Below are 18,242 nucleotides of genomic sequence, written 5' to 3'. Positions count from 1 at the left end.
CACTCCCATGACAATTGGGAGTGATTCTTTTTATTAGCCACGATTTATTTCGATACCTTCAAGTAAATTTGTAATTACATGACCAGCCATAATTAAGCCTGCTACTGATGGTACAAAAGCATTTGATGACGGCGGCATTTTTGCCTTACGGATTGAGCCGGCTTCTGCTTCCTCTGACACAATTTCCTTACGAATATCCTCACGAATTCGAATAGGCTGCTCGTCAGAATACACAACTTCAATCCCTTTTCGAATTCCTTCTTTACGCAATCTTGTTCGAATAACTTTTGCAATTGGATCATGAGTTGTTTTGGAAATGTCGGCAATTCTTAAGCGAGTTGGATCCATTTTATTTGCAGCTCCCATACTCGAAATAATTGGGATCTTGCGCTGCAAGCATTGCTTCATTAAATGAATCTTATATATAATTGTATCACTTGCATCTATAACGTAATCTAAATCATAGCTGAAAAATTGCTCATACGTTTCTTCTGTATAAAACATTTTTAATGCAATTACTTCACATTCAGGATTAATATCATGAATGCGATCTTTCATTAGTTCTACCTTTTGCTGCCCTACTGTTGATAACAAAGCATGAATTTGTCTATTAACATTCGTTATATCGACATCATCCTTATCAACTAATACAAGCTTACCTACACCGGAGCGTGCTAATGCTTCTGCAGAAAATGAGCCACTCCCCTATTCCTAAAACTGCGACGGTACTCCCTTTTAAACGATTTAAACCATCATGACCGATCGCTAATTCGTTTCGCGAAAATTGATGTAACATCCTTTAACTCCCTTCTCTATTATCTCTATAAGTTCATTTCTCTATTGCTTACAAGCAAACGTTTTTTATATATGATACACTAATAACAAATTAATCATTCAGTGAGGTGTCTTTCATGGATTTACTAGCTATACAGTCCTGCGTTGAAATCGAACAACAAATTAGATGGACGGAAAAAGTAACGGTTGAAAAGGAATTTGAAATGAAGCTATATGATAGTTGTATAACTGTTAAGCACGAACAATTTCCTTTATCATCCATTTTTGATATTTCATACCGGAAAAAGCCTCACTCGAAAGATATGGGCTTTCTTTATTTACACACCGCAAATGGGGTCCGGACCTATTACATTAAAGAAGAGCCGAGTTCGCTTATTGACGCTTATAAGCAATTAAAGTTAAATCGACCCGAACTGCGCTGAGTACAATTCTTTCACACGTTTCCTCAGGGAAACATCGCCATAGATTGGGTAAAATGGGAACGGCACCTCCATCTGATTACGTAGTGGAATAATCCATCCCTCACCTTCATGATGGGTAAAGGTGTCTAACACTTCACAACCTGTTTCTTTAACCCAGTCTAATGCGTGTTCTCTTTCTTCATGAGTTAAACAAACTAATAGATGTTTATATGGATGTTCATGCAAAACGGTTGAAGAAAAAGAGCGTTCCCATTTTACGATACGATGATGAAATTGGAAATCTTCCACCATACTATTTGCGGTAGCTTCTTTTCCCGCACCTGGACCAATAAACAATAGCTGTCCGACATGCTCCCCCTCAATAAATACACCATTTGTGACTCCGTTCACATAATTAAGTTGTTCTGATTGACATAAAAAAGCCGGGTATACTCCCCCAACGGTCGTATTAACGTGACGGTACGCTTCAGCTATTAGTTTTATTGAAAAGCCAAATTTGTTTCCAATTTCAACGTGCCAGTCCTCAATGTCTGAAATACCTTTACGTGAAAATTGTAAGCTAGTAGACCAATCACCAAAACAAAGTCGACTTAATATCCGAATTTTGTACCACGAATCGTAACCATCTAAATCATCCGAAGGGTCGCTCTCTGCATACCCCTTCTGCTCGGCATCCGTTAATGCTTCCGTTAACGATCGATTATGCTTCGTCATTTCAGTTAGTATATAATTAGTCGTACCGTTTAATATCCCAAAAACCCGTGAAATGGTCGTTGTGCTCAATGTTGCTTTTAATATATTTACAATCGGAATTCCACCAGCGACAGACGCCTCATATCCATAATATGTATTAGCTTGACTTGCTATGTTTTCGAGCTCTTTCCCTTTTTCTGCAACAAGCTTTTTATTCGCTGTAAAAACCGGAACTCCCTTTTTAAGCCAATATGTCGTATAGGAGTATGCTGGTTCAACTCCACCAATCATCTCAAAAATCACGTCATAATCTGCCGTTAAGCAAAACTGCTCCCAATCAGTCGTCACATTAACTTCCGTTTGTGTTGCCCGCTGCTTTTGACGATCTTTTACTAGAATAGCTTTTACTTCAATGTGATCACCTAAAATATTTTCTAATTCCTTAGCTCTATGCAGTCTTTCATACACGCCACTTCCAACTGTTCCATAGCCAATTAACCCCACTCGTATCATTCGTAACCAAACCTCCACTATATAGCTACACCTTAAAACGTTTTTCTCTATACTTGTGAAAGAAGTTGTCCCTTATCACTAAACACATGAGAGAGACAACTTCTCTTATTTCTTTATCCGTCTATACGTTCTACCTTTTTACCAATGATTGATAAGTTTAAGTCAATTAACTGCTCTACACTCACTTCACTAGGTGCATCTGTTAATAAGTCACTTGCACTTGCTGTTTTCGGAAATGCAATCGTATCACGTAAATTTGAACGGCCTGCAAGTAACATAACGAGACGGTCCAATCCAAACGCAATTCCGCCATGTGGAGGAGTACCGTATTCAAATGCTTCTAATAAGAAACCAAACTCTTCTTTGGCCTGTTCTTCGGTAAATCCAAGTGCCTTAAGCATTTGCTCCTGAACATTACGTTGATAAATACGTTGAGATCCCCCACCAAGTTCATATCCGTTAAGAACTAGATCGTAGGCATCAGCACGTACACTTGCTGGGTCTGTTTCAAGTAAGCCTAAGTCTTCTTTACGTGGGCTTGTAAAAGGGTGATGAAGTGCAACGTAACGCTTGGCAGCTTCATCATACTCTACTAATGGGAAATCAACAACCCAAAGGAAATTAAACTGACTTTCATCGATTAAGTCGAACTCCTTACCAAAACGTAGACGCAGAGCACCTAAACTATCGTATACGACTTGATGCTTATCAGCACCGAAGAACAATAAGTCGCCTACCTCAGCTTGCAAGGCCTGTTTCATCGCTTCTTGAACATCTTCTTCAAAGAACTTGGCGATTGGTCCCTTTAAACCGTCAGCTTCTACTTTAAGCCATGCTAGTCCTTTCGCTCCATATTGCTTAACAAAATCAGTTAAGCCATCAATCTCTTTACGTGAAAGCTTATCAGCTCCACCTTTTAAGTTTAAGCCTTTTACAATCCCTCCACTAGCAATTGCACCTTGGAACACTTTAAAGTTAGCGTCCTTCACGATATCTGATAATTCAACAAGTTCCATACCAAAACGAAGGTCAGGCTTATCTGAACCAAAACGATTCATTGCTTCATCATAGGTTAGACGTGGGAATGGAGAGGTCACTTCTACTCCCTTTAACTCTTTTAACACTTTAACCATCATTTCTTCTGCCATAGCTAGCAACTCTTCTTTATCCATAAACGATGTTTCAATATCGACTTGAGTAAATTCAGGCTGGCGATCTGCTCGTAAATCTTCATCACGGAAGCAACGAACAATTTGGAAATAACGTTCAAATCCTGAAACCATGAGCATTTGTTTAAAAAGCTGTGGTGATTGCGGTAACGCATAAAATTCACCGTGATGCACCCGGCTCGGTACTAAATAATCACGTGCTCCTTCTGGTGTACTTTTCGTCAACATTGGTGTTTCAATTTCTAAGAATGATTTCTCATCTAAGAAATCACGAATAAGCTTTGATGTTTTATGACGTAAGATGATCGTCTCCTGCATATCTGGACGGCGTAAGTCTAAATATCGATACTTCAAACGGATATCCTCAGACGCATCAGTATTCGCTTCAATCTGAAATGGCAATGATTTTGAAGCATTTAAAATTGTAAGCGATGTTGCATGAATTTCAATTGTTCCCGTATCTAGCTTCTCATTCACCGTACTAGGATCACGCTTTACTACCTTTCCTTCAAGCTCTAGAACGTACTCATTACGAACACGATCTGCAATGGCCAATGCTTCTTTATTAACTTCAGGACTAAATACAACTTGTACAATTCCCGAACGATCACGTAAATCTAGAAAGATTACTTGACCAAGATCCCGACGACGCTGTACCCATCCTTTTAACGATACGACTTCTCCAACCTGTTCCTCGTGAATTTTTCCACAATGATGTGTTCTTTGACTCATTTTTCTTCCTCCTTATTGTCGGTCCTTCATATATTCAACAAAATCGGCTAACGAAACTGCCTTTTGTTCTCCGGTTTCCATTTCTTTTACGTTAATGATCCCTTGATCTAGCTCGTTTTCTCCTAAAATCGCCGTATAACGAGCTTGATAGCGATCAGCAGCTTTAAATTGAGCTTTTAACTTACGGTCAAGATAGTCTTTATCACAGCTAATCCCAGCTTTTCGAAGTTCGTACAATAGCGATGTCGCTTGATCCTTCGCTTTTTCACCTAGTGCAACGATAAAACAATCAAGTTGTTCCGCTTCAGGTTTATCTAACCCTTTTGCTTGTAAAGCCATAATCAAACGCTCAATACTAAAAGCAAAGCCTATACCAGGAGTAGATGGCCCACCTAGATCTTCAACAAGACCTGTGTACCGGCCGCCGCCACATAATGTTGTAATTGCACCAAAGCCTTCACCATCAGCCATAATCTCAAAAGCAGTATGATAATAATAATCTAGTCCTCTAACAAGAGTTGGGTCTACTTCATAACGGATCCCTAATTGATCTAATAGGGAGCGTACCTTTTCAAAATACGTTCGTGACTCTTCGTTTAAATGCTCAATAATTGAAGGTGCTGTTTGCATTAATGGATGATCACGGTCCTTTTTACAATCGAGTATGCGTAACGGATTTTTCTCAAGTCTTGATTGGCAATCCTCACAAAATTCAGCAATATGTGGTTTAAAGTGATCGATTAATGCTTGACGATGTGCTTGACGGCTTGTTTGATCTCCTAAACTATTCAAGATGAGCTTCACATCTGTCAAACCGAGCTCTTCATAAATACTCATCGCAAGTGCCAATACTTCCGCATCAATGGCCGGATCCGCACTACCAATCGCTTCAACGCCAAACTGTACGAATTGGCGCATCCGTCCAGACTGTGGACGTTCATAACGGAACATTGGCCCTTGGTAATAAAGTTTAATAGGCTGATTCGGTTGGCCGAACATTTTATGTTGAACAAACGAACGAGCCACACCAGCTGTTCCTTCTGGACGAAGTGTTAGACTACGATCGCCACGATCCGTGAAAGTATACATTTCCTTTTGAACGATATCCGTCGTATCTCCAACACCGCGCTGAAACAATTCAGTATGTTCAAAGATTGGTGTACGAATTTCTTTATAATGATACGTACGGCATACCTCTTTTGCCTTAGCTTCTATGTACTGCCATAACTCAACATCACCAGGTAGGATATCCTGTGTTCCCCTTGGATAATTAATATTCATTTTCTCACTCCTTCACTAAATTCTAAATGAAAATAAAAAACTCTCGCCACTGATGCCATAAAACATCAGGGACGAGAGTTATACCCGTGGTGCCACCCTTACTTGAAGCTATGCTTCCACTTTAAACAGTTAACGCCTGCTTACGTTTTTCCTACTAAGTACTACCGTTCGGAAAAACTCCTCAGAGGTGTTCTTCATTAAGGGAAATAGGGAAGGTTCTCAGCCACGACCATTCCTCTCTGCACTATTTGCTACTCTTAATTACTTATCCTCTTCTACGGATTCAAGATTTGATGTAACCATCATACGAATTGTCATATCACCTGTCAATGCTTAATTACGAGAAAGCTGTTTTTTACAATTTGAATGTCGCGTGAAGAAAGTCCGAACTCTTGTGACAGTTCAATGTTCCCTTCTTGCTTTTCATAATGAGATTGCACCTGAAATAGTGGACCTTTTTCTTGTTGGTCAAGCTGTTTTTTACTAGAACGCATGAACAAAGCCTCCGCTCTTTTTTAACTAGCTTGCCCTAAAAAGTCAAAAACGAATCGTCCTGTTAAACTTTTTTACTTTCTAATATAAATGTAACTGGACCATCGTTCACTAATGAAACGTCCATCATTGCTCCAAACCTTCCCGTTTCAACATGTAACCCTTTTTCCCGTAATAATTGATTAAAGGTCTTGTACAATTCTAATGCTTGCTCAGGCTTCGCAGCGTCCGTAAAGTTCGGTCTTCTGCCCTTACGAGTATCACCATACAAAGTAAATTGTGAAACTGAAAGCACTTGTCCTTTTGAATCCTTCAAAGACATATTCATCTTCCCATTCTCATCTTCAAAAATTCGTAAATGGGTAATTTTCTCCACTAAATATTCGGCATCTTCTATTGTATCTTCATGAGTGATCCCGACTAAAAGTACAACTCCATTCTGAATTTGGCCGACACACTCGCCATCAATATGGACCGCTGCTTTCTTTGTCCGTTGCAAAACGACTTTCATTTGTTTCTGCTCCTTACTTATCTAACAATTTTCTAATGCGTTACACGTCTCACTGAGTAAATATCACGCAACTGTTTAATCTTCTCTACGATTTTGTGTAAATGATCAATATTTGTAATTGAAATCGTTAAGTGGACGGTTGCAAGCTTTTGACGATGATCTGATTGACCAGATACTTTATTTATTGGTGTCCGTGATTCTGTTACAGCATATAAAATTTCGTTCAATAGCCCGTTACGATCATATCCAGTAATTTCGATATCGACATTGTACGCCTTACCTTGACGTTGATCACCCTCCCATTCAACCTCTAACAAACGATCATCTGATTCATGGCGAATGTTCGGACAATCGGACCGGTGTACTGAAACACCACGACCTTTTGTAATGTACCCAATAATGTCATCACCAGGTACGGGTGTACAGCAGCGAGATAGACGTGTTAATAAATTGTCAACACCCTTTACACGTACTCCTGACGTGCCTCTCTTTTTCGTGCTCTTAGTTTGCACATCTGAAATAGCATCAGCTAACGTTTGTTCTTCTTGCTCCTGGTCGATTTGTTTTTGCAGCTTCTCTGTTAGACGATTCACAATTTGCTTGACGCTAACTCCACCATAGCCTGTAGCGGCAAACATATCCTCTTCACCGACAAAACTAAATTTTTCAGCTGTATCGGCAATATTCTCATCTGTTAATACTTCCTTTACATCGAAATCTCGTTCACGAATTTCCTTTTCGATTAATTCGCGGCCCTTTTCAATGTTCTCTTCTCGTCGTTCCTTCTTAAACCATTGCTTAATTTTATTTTTGGCATGTGAGGATTTAGCAATCTTTAACCAGTCCTGACTAGGACCATATGAATGCTTTGAAGTCATGACCTCAATAATATCACCCGTATTTAACTCATGATCCAACGGAACCATCTTCCCATTCACTTTAGCCCCGATACAACGATTGCCTATTTCACTATGAATTCGATAAGCAAAATCAATCGGGATTGAGCCTTTCGGTAGTTCCATCACATCACCGTTAGGCGTAAATACAAATACCATATCGGAAAACAAATCCATCTTTAACGATTCCATAAATTCCTGTGCATCGTTTGTATCTGTTTGTGATTCAATGACATCTCTAAACCATGTTAGACGATCTTCAAACGTGTTTCTATTCGGATTAATTGTTTTTCCTTCTTTATATGCCCAATGAGCAGCTACCCCAAATTCCGCAATTCGGTGCATATCGTGTGTACGAATTTGCACTTCTAGCGGGTCACCGTATGGACCGACAACAGTCGTATGAATAGACTGATACATATTAGCTTTTGGCATTGCAATATAATCCTTAAAACGCCCAGGCATCGGCTTCCATGATGTATGAATGACACCTAGTACAGCGTAGCAGTCTTTAATACTATCGACGATAATACGGACAGCTAATAAATCATAAATCTCGTTAAATTGCTTATTTTGCAAATTCATCTTTCGATATATGCTGTATATATGCTTCGGACGACCGGATATTTCGGCTTCAACATCTACATCCTCTAAATTTTCACCAATGGTTTCCATGACTTCAGAGAGATACTGCTCTCGTTCCGCACGCTTCCGCTTCATTAAGTTAACTATTCGGTAATACTGTTGTGGATCTAAATAACGAAGAGCTGTATCTTCTAGCTCCCACTTAATTTTTGAAATCCCTAATCGATGAGCTAGCGGTGCAAAGATTTCTAACGTTTCATTTGATGTCACCTGCTGTTTATGAGGCGGCATAAATTTCAGAGTTCTCATATTGTGAAGGCGATCAGCAAGCTTAATCATAATCACCCGTATATCCTTTGCCATAGCAATTAACATTTTGCGATGGTTCTCCGCTTGTTGCTCTTCTTTTGACTTAAACTTAAATTTTTTCAGCTTCGTTACCCCGTCAACTAGCATTGCAACTTGATCATTAAATTCCTCTTCGATTTGTTCAATCGTAATGTCGGTATCTTCAACGACATCATGGAGAAAAGCTGCTGCTACTGAATTAGGTCTAGCTGAAGATCAACAACAATCCCCGCAACTTGAATAGGATGCAAAATATAAGGCTCTCCTGATTTACGGTATTGTCCTTCATGTGCTTTTTCAGCAAATTCATAGGCCTTTCGTATAAAAGCGACATCTTTTTTATCTAAATAGAGACTCGCCTGTTCTAATACTTGATCTAGCGTCATGGAATCACCTTATTTTTTACGATTCGATATTTCTTTATATTATGGTGAAGTTTGTCGCTTATGTAAAGAGAAAAATCCGAAATCACCATTTATTGTGCTATTCTTTTCTTCCAATATTGTTTATATTTTGCTCGTATTACTGAATCAATATTATTCATCTGGCCTTTTAGCATTGAGTAATCGCTATCCTGAATAAACAGAGAAAGAGTTTATTACAAAAAACACTGAAAAGGTCGCTTCCTTTCCAGTGCCTTGTATGTCTCAGTTTTTATTCATAAGTCATTAATGAGAAAATGTCATACCCTTGTAGGCGATCTCTTCCACTTAAATAGCCTAATTCAATCATAAAAGCAATACCAACTACTTCTCCACCTAATTTCTCAACTAATTTAATCGTCGCTTCAATCGTACCTCCTGTAGCAAGTAGATCATCAGCTATCACAATACGTTGTCCCTTTTGAATTGAGTCACGATGAAGAGTTAGCTGATCTTTACCATATTCAAGGCCATAGTCTTGTGAAATAACTTCTCGAGGCAATTTACCTGGCTTTCGTACAGGAACAAATCCAACTTGAAGTGCATAAGCCATTGGACAACCTACCACAAACCCTCTTGCCTCTGGACCTACAATTAAATCCGCCTCTTTACTTTTGGCAAACTGAACCATTTCATCAATCGCTTTTTTATAAACTTCACCATTTTGCATTAAGGTTGTAATGTCTTTGAAACGAATTCCTTCTTTCGGATAATCTTCTACAATTGTAATAAATTGTTTATAATCCATCTCATACCGTCTCCTTGATTTTCATATCGTTTTGTTCTAATACTTCTTCAAACCATTGTTTTACTTGTTCATATGATGAATAAATTAATTCGTGTTCCACTTTCGTCTGTTCTATTCTTCGTTGAAATGTTGCTGAATCTTCTAGACTTTTCTTTTCAGGATTCGGGACAACCGTTAATGTTCCTTCTTTAAGTTGAGCAAAACCTAATTCACAAAACACATTTGTCATAAACTCAATTGTACCCTTTGACCACCCTTTATGTTTCGCTAACTCGTCACTACGCTGGAGTGGAAACGTCGACTGTTTTAATAGAAAAGCATAAAACCATTTAAATTGTTCACGACTCGGTTGAGTGGAAAAGAAGTGATCCTCTTGTTGGTGAAAGATCATATATATTCGACTAGGTATGCCTTTTTCTTTCAATAACGATTGCAGTTGTACTAACTGACTTGGTGCATCAAGCAAAATGAGATAACGGTTTTCAATGGATGTAAGCTGCTGTACTGGCGTTACATTTAGCTCACTTATCCCTAAAGTATCACTTGTTTCAGAGTGAAAAGCAATCACAACCCGTTCTTCCTCCGGAATCATTAGTAACCGTTCTTTAAGCTTTGAAATTTGGACACTCCGCCAATCAAACAATTGCCAATGACAAACAGCTAAATCCTCTAGCATTAACTGTGGCTTGACGTGACCATTCCATTCATTAATTGATAATGTACCGACAGCCGAAATCTTAGCTTGATTTGTCATCTCTTCAAATAAATATCCTAAATGAAAGCCGATACCATCTAAGCTAGCACCATTTTGCGTAAACTGTACTTTTAAATGATTTGCTTCACTGCCAATTCTTCTCATTTGCGTGAGCGAAACATTCTCTATCATAACCTTAGGTGTCGGATTGTTCACCCCAAAAGGAGCGAGCTGCTCCATCTGCTGAATTACTGAAACCGAAACCTCATCAACCGTCGCAATCAAATCTATCTTTGTTACTGGCTTAAATCTTCTGGTGTTAATATTTCTTTTGCCTGCAGCAATAAACGCCTTCTCAATTCTTCAACATCCGCCACGCTCATTGTTAGCCCTGCCGCCATTGGATGGCCACCAAAGTGAGGAAGAATATCACGACTTTGTGACAATTCTGCAAACATATCAAAACCTTCGATACTACGAGCTGACCCCTTCGCTATACCCTTTTCTCGATCAATACTGAGGACAATTGTCGGACGATAATAGCGTTCAACTAAACGTGAAGCAACAATTCCAATTACTCCCGGATTCCAATCATCTCCTGCAATGACAAGTACGTCATTTTCTTCGGGTGGAAACTGCGAATCAACTATTTCAACAGCTGCTTCGGTTATCGTCGATACGACTGATTGCCGCTCTTTATTTAGTTGATCAATATCTAGTGCTAATTGATCTGCTTCATCCTCATCATTTGTCAGTAATAGTTCTACTGCTGGGTCAGCAGAATCTAATCGTCCAGCCGCATTAATCCGCGGTCCAATACCGAAACCAACATGATCGGCTTGAATAACTTGACCGTCTAGACCACATTTCTTTTTTAATGCGATTAAACCTGGCCTTGCTGTTTCCTGTAAAGCTTGTAGTCCTTCCATAACTAGTAAACGATTTTCATCAATGAGTGGGACAAGATCTGCTACTGTTCCAATTACAGCAATATCAAGCCATTCTGTTGGCACACGACCAAGCAAAGCTTGTGCTACCTTCAGTACGACTCCAACCCCAGCTAATCCTTTAAATGGATATTGGCAGCCAGGTTTCTTCGGATTTATGATCGCTAATGCTTCAGGTAATTCGGGTGGAGCTTCATGGTGATCTGTAACAATAAAATCTAGCCCAATCTCTTTTGCCACTTGTGCAACACTCAAAGCTGCAATTCCTGTATCAACAGTAATAACTAAATCAAAACCGTCCTCTTTCGCCTGGCGTATAGCCGGTTCATTAGGACCATACCCTTCTGTGAATCGATTTGGTATGTAATAGTCGACACTCGCCCCAAGTGATGTTAATGTCAGATACATTAGAGCTGTACTACTAACACCATCTGCATCATAATCACCGAATATTAAAATACGTTCCTTCTTATCAATCGCTTCCTTAACACGCGAAACAAGACGATCCATATCATCTAGTAAAAACGGATCGTGGTAGTGCATTTCTTCTTTATATAAAAATCTCTTCGCCGCCTGAACTGTATCAATTCCTCGATTTAAAAGGAGCTTGGCAACTAATGGTGCCACTTGAAGATGTGCAACCAACTCTTCAATACGCTCTTCTGGCTGCGATTCAACCTTCCATCGTGCTTTCGATTTTAACATACAAACACCCCTTGACCTTCCCATTATACAGGAGTGATCAAAGGGTGACAACGTTCTGTATGACTAGTTTTTATTAATGTTTTCTTCATGCTTATTATTTTCCTGTATGTGATCGCCATTTTCACCAGATGAAGTGACTACCACTATTTGTTTTATTCGTTTCAGTTCTATTTGCAGTTGATAAATTCGAAACATACCAATTGCCCCAGCAATTAATGCACCCATTAAAACGGAGCCTAAAATAACTAATATAAGTGGCCATTCTGCAACTCCAAATAAGTAATTAACCGGTACGGACTCCACATTAATAATCGCAAAGACAGAAATAATGATAGCCACAATCAAGCTAATTATTAGCCCCCATTGCCCCTTCATCCTTGTCACTCCCTATGTACTATAATTAAGATTAAAAATTAATCTCTTATTTTTCAAGGTCATATGGGTTAATATGAACAAGTACATCTTGAACTTGTTTATCTTCCAATAATCGTTCCTTCACTTTCTTTCCAATCGCATGCCCTTCTTCGACGGTAATATAAGGATGAACCGCTATTTTAATATCAATAATAACATAATGCCCATGCTCACGAGCATAAAACTCATCGATATTCATCACACCGTCTACTTCCTGTGCTGCCCGTTTCATCTCAACTGTATCCTCATCGTGTAACACATGATCTAACGCATTATGAATCGATTGCTGTCCAAGAGACCAAGCCATTTTCGCAATCAATATAGCAACAAATGCACTGGCAACTGCATCGCCATAGACAAGCCATGTAATATTCAAATAGCCTCCTAACAGTGCTGCTCCGATCCCTACTAATGCTGCCAATGAGGAAAAGACATCAGAACGATGATGCCATGCATCAGTTATTAACGCCTCACTCTTGTATTTCTTACCCAAATAATGCTTGTATCTAAACATCGCTTCCTTAACAATAATTGATAACAGAACAGCATAGATCGCCATCATTTTTGGTACAACGACTGGTTCGAAAAAAGATTGAATCGCCCTTACCGCAATTTCAAATCCAACAATAAAAAGTAGAACGGAAACAATGATTGCGGCAACGGATTCTGCTTTACCATGACCGTACGGATGATCGCGGTCTGGTGGCATTTTAGCCGCACGCACTCCAATTAACACAACAACTGATCCGATTACATCGGAAGCAGAATGAGCAGCATCAGCAATTAGTGCTTTACTATTTGACATCAGCCCTATAATTGCCTTTACAATTGCCAAAATAATGTTACCAACAATTCCGACCCATGCTGCAAAACGTACCTTCTTATAGCGTAGATCTTCCTCTCCACTCCTCAAAGCTAACACCTACTTTTCATTCATACTACTATACTCATTTTTAGTATACCCTATCCTTAACGACATAACTCTAAAACTTGGCAATAAAAGGTACTTAAGCTAATATACTGCTTAAGTACCCTTCACTTTATACAGTCGGATCCCCTTCTGGATTACGCTTTTCAGCATCAAACCGTTTCTTCGCTAGCTGTTTTGATTTCCATACTAACCATAGCTGTGAAGCAAGAAACATCGAAGAATACGTTCCAGCTACAAGTCCTATTACAAGTGCAAAAGCAAATGTGCGAATGCTTCGCCGCCAAATAAGAAGATTGCACCTGCTGCAAAGACAACGGTTAATACCGTATTAATCGAACGTGCTAATGTTTGCACAAGACTTTTATTTACTATTGCTGCTAAATCATCGAACCCTTTAACTTTTTTTGCCAGCCTCATATTTTCTCTTATTCGATCAAAGGTTACAATAGTATCATTAATTGAATAACCGATAATCGTCAAGACAGCGGCAATAAACGGTACATTTACCTCAATTTGCAATAAGCTAAAGACGGCAATAATAAAGAAAGCATCATGTAGTAATGCGACGATTGCAGCAATCCCATACAAATACTCAAAGCGAATAGAAACATAAATGATGATTCCAACTGACGCGATCGCAACGGCGATCAAAGCATTCCGGGCAAGCTCCCGCCCAATTTGAGGATCAACGGTACTTATATTCGGTTCTGAACCAAACTTTTGCTGATAGAATGATTGAATTTCAGCTACTTCATTGGCATCTAATACACCGACAAATCGTACACTCGCCATTTCAAAGTTATCACCAGCAAGCGTAATATCATTAACGGTAATATTATGCCCTAGTTGTTCAAAGTCATCGATAAGCTCTTGTTCTGTTATCGGCTCATTAGACATTATATCTACTCGAGAGCCACTATCAAAATCAATCCCTAAATTTAAACCGAACGTGAGCAAAACGATAATCCCAATGATAGTAAAGGCGCCAGAGAACAGGAAGAATTTCTTTCGATGCTTCACAAAGTCAATATCTTTGTTTTGAAAATTAAAGCTCACTAATCTGATCCTCCTTTACCCCGAATAAGCGATATTTCTTATCTAGTGCACGACTTTTCACCCAAAAGCCAAGTAACAATCTTGTTCCGAATATCGCTGTCACAAAACTCGTTAAAATACTGACAATTAACATGACCGCAAACCCTTGAACAGAGCTTGTCCCAAACGCTAACAGTACAACAGCAGCTAAAATCGTCGTAATGTTCGCATCTAAAATCGTTGAAAGCGACCGCTTAGAACCTGCTTTAAATGCCGATAAAATCGACTTACCGGAACGAATCTCATCCTTAATCCGTTCATATGTAATAATGTTTGCATCAACGGCCATCCCGACACCTAAAATTAAAGCTGCAATCCCCGGTAATGTTAATACTACATTCATTAAATTAAAAACGAGTAATACTAAATAAATATAGGCACTTAATGTTACAACTGCAATCATACCCATAAAGCGATAATAAATGAGCATGTAAATAAAAATTAAGGCGATCCCAATAAAACCAGCATAAATCGTTTGCTGCATGGCCCGTTCACCGAGTGAGGCACCTACTGAATTAGAGGAAAGTTCCTCAAGCTTTGTTGGTAGTGCTCCTGCATTCAGAACATCTGCGATATGGCGTGTTTCTTCTATTGTGAAATCACCACTAATCGTAGCTGTAGGACTATTTATCACACTTCGAACAACAGCAGCGGATATATATTTCGGGTCAGGTTTCATCCGCTCTTCTAAGTAAGAATCCACCCCTTCTTCAAAATCAAGCCAAATGACGAGCATATTTTCCTCAGGAGGACCATTGTACAATTCCGCGGTAATTTGTTGCATTAAACTAGAATCCTGAAATGTTACATTTACGATCGGTTCATTTGTCTCTGGTTGAAAGTTTGCATTTGCCCCACCTTGACGCAAATCACTTCCATCAGCTAATACTTCATCGTAGATATTACGAATCGTTAGCTCCGCTTCACCAGAAATTAATTCTCGTGCATAATTCTGATCTTCTACACCAGCTAGTTGAACACGGATCCGATCTTCGCCTTCAATCCCGATAAATGGCTCAGATACACCGAGTACGTTAACTCGCTGATTTAGCGCACTGGCTGTCGCTTCAAGTGCATTTGCGTCTATTATGTCACCTTCATGAGCAGGTTTTACTTCATAGAGCACTTCAAATCCACCTTGAAGGTCAAGCCCTAGTTTAATCTCCTTTGTCACATCCATCACAGTTGCCCAAATAACACCAGCTATTACTGCAACTATAAGAAAAAAGCGACAATTCGCCCTTTTTTAACCATAAATCTCTTTTGCCCCCTTCTCTAATCCCGTAACTGCAATAATTTCCATTATAACTTTCTTAGAAAAAGACAGCAAGCTAAGCTTTTTATACTTGCTTTCCTTCAAAATCAGCAAACCAATCTGTTGGATCGTTATAAGCGTGTATCGTTAACCATGTCATATACGTCTGTGATTTTAATGTTAAAATATGATTGACAAACGCATGCTTATGAATAAATTCTTTTTTCTTCCGTAATTGATATAGTACGCATTTCCATACTTCTTCCTTAGTCGCACGATCATAACCTAATAGATGAAACTCATCCACTTTGCTGCGTAAAGCGGGTTCTACCTCTTCCTTCCAAACATCAAATTGTTGCTTCTCTCCCATATCTATTTTCACCCCTTTAAAAGATCGAGTAAACAATTGTAGAAATTAGAAGTCCTGCAATGACAACGCCCGTCGAGATGGCTATTAATGCATATCGGAAAGGAATAAAAAATAATATTGAAGCTAAACAAGCACTATATGCTCCAGTCGTAGGTAAAGGAACCGCGGTAAATAAAATTAAACCGAGTGCTCCAAACTTCTCTACCTTGTCACTCTTTTTCATCGTTCGATTGTATAGCCAATCATAGAACCGTTTATATAATTTAAATCGCAACATCCATTTACTAATTGGTCGAAATAAAACGAGGATTGGAATAATTGGAAGAAGGTTTCCGAGAATCCCATAAAAAAGTGCTTCTCCATATGACAAACCTAACAAAGGACCAAGCGGTATTCCGCCACGTAACTCTAAAATCGGTAACGCCGATATGAAAACAATGAAAAGCTCAGGTGGTAAAAAACTGAAGTTTTCTAACATAAACTCTTGTAATCTTTCTTTCACATTCCTCTCCCTTTCTTGTAAACAACTTGTCATGCTTGCCCCACTAATAAGCATATAAATAATTACGGCAAATATCCATCATTTTTTTTAGAAAGTAGGTGTATTCATGACAAAGCAAACGTTTCTAAAGGGAGCGTTTATCCTGATTATTGCCGGTCTAATTACTCGATTTCTAGGGTTTGTTAATAGAATTGTCATTGCCCGGATAATGGGTGCTGAAGGTGTAGGTTTATATATGATGGCCGTTCCTACTCTTATTCTCGTCATTAATTTGACACAACTCGGACTTCCTGTAGCGATTTCAAAACTGGTTGCTGAAGCAGAAGCAAATAATGACCGAGGAAAAATCAAAAAAATCCTTGTCGTCTCTCTTTCAATTACTGCTGTTCTCAGCCTAATCTTTACAACTGTGATGATTTTATTTGCACCTTTCGTAGCACAAACACTTTTAACTGATGAACGTGCTTATTACCCATTAATTGCCATTTCCCCTATTGTACCAATAGTGGCACTATCGTCAGTTATGCGTGGTTATTTTCAAGGCAAACAAAATATGAAGCCAACAGCTATTTCACAAGTGATCGAGCAAATTGTGCGGATTACACTCGTTGCAGTCACAACAACTGCTTTCTTACCGCTAGGAATCGAATACGCAGCAGCTGGTGCGATGATTTCTGTCGTCTTTGGTGAGCTAGCCTCATTGCTATTTATGATTTTCATGTTTAAAACGAATAAACGTTTTTAGAGTTCGTCATCAATTTTTTCAATTTGTGAAAGGCGGTCAAAAAACGTTTCGTGAGTTAATGACAATCGCCTTGCCGACGACTGGGAGTAAACTTATTGGCTCAATCGGGCTTTTTTTCGAACCGATTGTCGTGGCCCACAGCCTAGCAATCGCTGGAGTCACAACGGTTATTGCGACAAAACAATATGGTGAATTAACAGGGTTTGTCATTCCGCTTATCTTGCTTCCTACCTTTATTACGTACTCGCTGTCCGTATCATTAGTACCAGCTATTAGTGAAGCAGTTGCTCGTAATCATTATCAAACCGTTCACTTCCGGTTAAATCAAGCACTTAGACTGGCTATGCTTTCGGGTGGTATATCCGTTGTAGTCCTTTATATATTTGCTGAACCGATCATGACACTCATGTATGATGCACCTTACGCAGCTACATATGTAAAGCTCATGGCACCATTTACATTATTTCTCTATTTTCAAGCACCACTTCAAGCTACACTCCAGGCATTAGACTTAGCAAAGGCAGCGATGATGAACAGCCTTTTTGGAGCCATTGTGAAGATTGTAGCGATCTTTGCTCTGGCAACACGTCCGGAACTAGGTATAATGGGGGCCGCACTAGCTATTGTTATTGGCTTTATTCTTGTAACAATGCTTCACTTTGCCTCCATCGCTAAATCAATTAGTTTTACAATTGAAACGAAAATGTTCATAAAATCGATTTTCCTCATTATCGTATCGGGATGGGTTGGCTATTTATTGTCTGAATATGCTTTTACACAGTCCTCTTTACTTATTCATACGTTTTTAACTATTTCCATCACCCTCATATTTTACTGTGCACTAACACTTGCTTTGGGGTTAGTTAAGGGGGAAGAATTAAATAGAATTCCTTTGATTGGGAATTGGTTGCAATCTTTTGTACGGTGAGAATTGACGGATATTATTACTTTCACGCTGCTGTGCTTGGATGAGGATA

Annotated in this window: 14 protein-coding genes, 4 pseudogenes and 1 other annotated feature; of the genes and pseudogenes, 2 read left to right on the top strand and 16 right to left on the bottom strand. The window is 39.1% G+C overall.

Going from position 1 to position 18,242, the window contains the following annotated elements; translation table 11 throughout:
* Positions 1 to 33: 33 nt before the first annotated feature.
* Positions 34 to 796, bottom strand: a pseudogene (locus JCM19034_RS11135) (ThiF family adenylyltransferase).
* 115 nt (positions 797 to 911) lie between these two features.
* On the opposite strand from JCM19034_RS11135, the gene JCM19034_RS11130 reads away from it, so the two are divergent.
* A complete protein-coding gene (locus tag JCM19034_RS11130) occupies positions 912 to 1,217 on the top strand; it encodes a hypothetical protein (RefSeq protein ID WP_062049777.1) in 306 nt (101 codons plus the stop codon).
* On the opposite strand, the gene JCM19034_RS11125 is transcribed toward JCM19034_RS11130, so the two are convergent.
* The 15 genes and pseudogenes from JCM19034_RS11125 to JCM19034_RS11065 form a co-directional block, all read right to left on the bottom strand.
* Positions 1,194 to 2,441 carry a homoserine dehydrogenase gene (locus JCM19034_RS11125; protein WP_062049775.1) on the bottom strand — a complete coding sequence of 416 codons (1,248 nt, stop codon included), beginning with the start codon at positions 2,439 to 2,441 and terminating at the stop codon, positions 1,194 to 1,196. The genes JCM19034_RS11130 and JCM19034_RS11125 overlap by 24 nt on opposite strands.
* 95 nt (positions 2,442 to 2,536) lie before the next feature.
* A complete protein-coding gene (aspS, locus tag JCM19034_RS11120; RefSeq protein ID WP_062049773.1) occupies positions 2,537 to 4,324 on the bottom strand; it encodes an aspartate--tRNA ligase in 1,788 nt (595 codons plus the stop codon).
* Between the two features lie 12 nt (positions 4,325 to 4,336).
* Entirely contained in the window at positions 4,337 to 5,605 is a 1,269-nt protein-coding gene (gene hisS, locus JCM19034_RS11115) for a histidine--tRNA ligase (protein ID WP_062049771.1), read from the bottom strand.
* Positions 5,606 to 5,669: 64 nt separating this feature from the next.
* Positions 5,670 to 5,892 (bottom strand) — a binding site (T-box leader).
* A gap of 39 nt (positions 5,893 to 5,931) precedes the next feature.
* On the bottom strand, positions 5,932 to 6,099 hold the full coding sequence (locus JCM19034_RS21785; RefSeq protein WP_156323963.1) for a hypothetical protein: 168 nt from the start codon (positions 6,097 to 6,099) through the stop codon (positions 5,932 to 5,934).
* A 62-nt stretch (positions 6,100 to 6,161) separates the two neighbouring features.
* Positions 6,162 to 6,608, bottom strand: a complete 447-nt coding sequence (gene dtd / locus JCM19034_RS11110; protein WP_062049769.1) for a D-aminoacyl-tRNA deacylase — start codon at positions 6,606 to 6,608, stop codon at positions 6,162 to 6,164.
* A 32-nt stretch (positions 6,609 to 6,640) separates the two neighbouring features.
* Positions 6,641 to 8,823: pseudogene (locus tag JCM19034_RS11105) on the bottom strand (bifunctional (p)ppGpp synthetase/guanosine-3',5'-bis(diphosphate) 3'-pyrophosphohydrolase).
* 268 nt (positions 8,824 to 9,091) lie between these two features.
* The gene (locus JCM19034_RS11095; RefSeq protein ID WP_062049765.1) at positions 9,092 to 9,607 is read right to left on the bottom strand and encodes an adenine phosphoribosyltransferase; all 516 of its coding nucleotides are present in this window, start codon (positions 9,605 to 9,607) and stop codon (positions 9,092 to 9,094) included.
* A gap of 1 nt (position 9,608) precedes the next feature.
* Positions 9,609 to 10,586: a single-stranded-DNA-specific exonuclease C-terminal domain-containing protein gene (locus tag JCM19034_RS24940; RefSeq protein ID WP_370621903.1), complete on the bottom strand. Its 978-nt coding sequence runs from the start codon at positions 10,584 to 10,586 to the stop codon at positions 9,609 to 9,611.
* Between the two features lie 11 nt (positions 10,587 to 10,597).
* A complete protein-coding gene (gene recJ / locus JCM19034_RS24935) occupies positions 10,598 to 11,953 on the bottom strand; it encodes a single-stranded-DNA-specific exonuclease RecJ (protein WP_370621902.1) in 1,356 nt (451 codons plus the stop codon).
* A 63-nt stretch (positions 11,954 to 12,016) separates the two neighbouring features.
* Positions 12,017 to 12,328, bottom strand: a complete 312-nt coding sequence (locus tag JCM19034_RS11085; RefSeq protein WP_062049764.1) for a lipopolysaccharide assembly LapA domain-containing protein — start codon at positions 12,326 to 12,328, stop codon at positions 12,017 to 12,019.
* 46 nt (positions 12,329 to 12,374) lie between these two features.
* The gene (locus JCM19034_RS11080) at positions 12,375 to 13,280 is read right to left on the bottom strand and encodes a cation diffusion facilitator family transporter (protein ID WP_062049761.1); all 906 of its coding nucleotides are present in this window, start codon (positions 13,278 to 13,280) and stop codon (positions 12,375 to 12,377) included.
* 127 nt (positions 13,281 to 13,407) lie between these two features.
* Positions 13,408 to 14,354: pseudogene (gene secF, locus JCM19034_RS21020) on the bottom strand (protein translocase subunit SecF).
* Positions 14,344 to 15,573: a protein translocase subunit SecD gene (gene secD, locus JCM19034_RS21015; RefSeq protein ID WP_370621901.1), complete on the bottom strand. Its 1,230-nt coding sequence runs from the start codon at positions 15,571 to 15,573 to the stop codon at positions 14,344 to 14,346. The pseudogene secF and the gene secD overlap by 11 nt, the downstream one beginning before the upstream one ends.
* A gap of 160 nt (positions 15,574 to 15,733) precedes the next feature.
* Positions 15,734 to 16,018, bottom strand: coding sequence for a post-transcriptional regulator (locus tag JCM19034_RS11070; RefSeq protein WP_062049759.1), 285 nt, complete (start codon positions 16,016 to 16,018; stop codon positions 15,734 to 15,736).
* A gap of 16 nt (positions 16,019 to 16,034) precedes the next feature.
* Positions 16,035 to 16,520, bottom strand: a complete 486-nt coding sequence (locus JCM19034_RS11065) for a small multi-drug export protein (protein ID WP_231686928.1) — start codon at positions 16,518 to 16,520, stop codon at positions 16,035 to 16,037.
* 106 nt (positions 16,521 to 16,626) lie between these two features.
* On the opposite strand from JCM19034_RS11065, the pseudogene spoVB reads away from it, so the two are divergent.
* Positions 16,627 to 18,193, top strand: a pseudogene (spoVB, locus tag JCM19034_RS11060) (stage V sporulation protein B).
* Positions 18,194 to 18,242 lie beyond the last annotated feature (49 nt).

The organism is Bacillus sp. JCM 19034 (assembly GCF_001310635.1).
Taxonomy (GTDB): domain Bacteria; phylum Bacillota; class Bacilli; order Bacillales; family Bacillaceae_D; genus Halalkalibacter.
The sequence above is the reverse complement of the archived record's forward strand: the minus strand, read 5'-3'. Positions and strand labels throughout refer to the sequence as shown.